Origin of the sequence: Acinetobacter sp. BY419 (assembly GCF_019038395.1) — a bacterium.
Classification (GTDB): Bacteria; Pseudomonadota; Gammaproteobacteria; order Pseudomonadales; family Moraxellaceae; genus Acinetobacter.
On record NZ_JAGFXZ010000070.1, the window covers coordinates 1 to 2123 of the forward strand.

Sequence of the window (2123 nt, forward strand, 5' to 3'; positions counted from 1 at the left end):
TAAAGCACGTAGTCTTCATGGATTTCTCAGCGGAATTTATGCTTCGCTATGTGCATATCAATTAACCCATCGAAATAAGCCAAAAATTCAAATTATGAAATCATCGGCTTAAGCAGGATTCAGGTTAGTTAAGAGTTTTTATTAGATATATAACATTTGTATGGAAATAAAGTGCTTTCATCAGCAGTAGGCTTGACTCTTGAATATAGGCTGCCTAACATCAAAATACGTTTCTTCAGGCACGGAATTCATAGTTTGTTTTTTTCTCATTTATTCAATTCAATTAAGTCTAAGCCTTCACTATTTCATACCCATTCTTTTAAATTTTTCTCTATTTTATTGAGTACCTTTCTTTTTTCTGGCTGCTCATCCTTGGGTGGAGGGTCTATAGAAAAACGTGCAGCTAAACTGTCTAAAGGCATTCAAACTGCCTATTCCACACCTTCAGACACAGCTAATCGCGTTTCACCGTTGATTGTACAGCATGCACAAAATCAGGGCGTAGATCCACTTCTAGTGGCAGCTGTGATTCGTCAGGAGTCTACTTATCGTAGTCAAGCCGCATCGCCTGCCGGTGCCATAGGCTTGATGCAAGTGATACCAAGATACTGGCAACAAACTTGTCCAGGTGATCTGTACAATGAAAACAGTAATATCCAATGCGGTACTTATATTCTTTCTAAATATAACCAATCATCTGGTGCCTGGAAGAAAGCGCTTGCCTATTATAATGTAGGTCCATCAGGTTATGAGAATAATCGCAAAATGCGTAAACAAGGTAAACGTTATGCCAAACAAGTGAAACAACATAAAAAAATATTAAAGAACTCTCTTTAATTAACCCGAATCCTGTTTAAGCCAATGATGCATAATTTGAATTATTGGCTTATTTCTATAGGCTAATTGATATGCACATAACGATGCATAAATTCCACTTAGAAACCCATGAATACCTCGAGCTTTACTCGTCACTAAATTATATTGTCCTTTTAATAAGCTGAGTAACGTTTCTATCTTATTACGCTATTTTAAGTGATATTCATCTGATGAACAGAGTTGAACTGACTGCATGTTTTTTCGATGATAAGTAATCAAATCAATACCTTGTTCATTTAACTTGGTTTTTAACTCTTGACTAATATAGCCACGATCTGCATAAAGCTTTGCTTCTACGCCTTCAACCATTTTAATATCAGCGATATGCCCATTGGATAAAGCTGAGTTTACAATCTCGCCCAATTGATTCATCACAATATGTAACTTGCAGCCATAAAACCAACCCATCGAGCTTTTACCTCGTGAAGCAATTTTGGCTAATGATTTATGGCATTGAATGCGCTGATTCTTATAGACAGGTAGCGTCGTTGAGTCAATCCATAAATATTGATTACATTAACCTTTCATTAACGCTACATATAAAGCATGCAGTGCTAATTGATGCATATTGATGAGGTGAATCATTCGTTGGTAACAGGGTAAGCTTTTAAATAAATGACTTTTATCCTGCTTCAACCATGAGAAGAACATTTTGAAATTATTGAAGTGAGAGCACTTATACCAAATAGTGATGAAGGTAATTTCTGAGATCGTTAGTTGCGCAGTTCGGATTCTTAAACAGTGCCTGCTTTTGTTTGAGAAACTTCCAATATGTTGGTTCAAATTTAAGAAAGAAATCGTCAATTACGCAAAATAATTCGGTACTAGTGAACATCAGGACTAGAGCTTTAGGGTTTGATGTGGTAACTCAACTGATGGCTCTAGTCCTCCTGTTTTCCAAGTTAATTTCTTATCCGCGATTCGCGGTTAATTAATAAATAGATTCATTAAATCAATTATGCTTAGGCTATTTTATATAGGTTTTGCACAAATAGTATTTATTAAAATCTTAGTTATAAAAGCAAGATGAATGAAATCCTAATCAAAGCTATCATGCATAGGTGTGACTAAAATAATCGACAGTAAAAAAACCAGCGAATCGCTGGTTTTTTATTTGCCGGGATTTATAAGATGGCCGTATAAACTCTTCTTGAACCCAGCCTTGCGGGCTGGATATGCCATCAGATTAATAGAAATAACCTGACTGAGAAGATTTTGATCAGCTTTGAGAGAAATAGGTTTAAGCA

1 protein-coding gene and 2 pseudogenes are annotated in these 2123 nt (G+C 35.8%); 2 read left to right on the forward strand and 1 reads right to left on the reverse strand.

Annotated features, from left to right (window positions below):
* Positions 1 to 112 (forward strand): annotated as a pseudogene (locus tag KUG37_RS14575) (IS982 family transposase); the annotation flags it as partial.
* Positions 113 to 255: 143 nt separating this feature from the next.
* Positions 256 to 837, forward strand: coding sequence for a lytic transglycosylase domain-containing protein (locus KUG37_RS14580; RefSeq protein ID WP_216936578.1), 582 nt, complete (start codon positions 256 to 258; stop codon positions 835 to 837).
* Here the strand turns inward: KUG37_RS14580 and KUG37_RS14585 are convergent.
* A pseudogene (locus tag KUG37_RS14585) lies at positions 838 to 1711 on the reverse strand (IS982 family transposase). It lies immediately after the preceding gene.
* Positions 1712 to 2123: the final 412 nt, after the last annotated feature.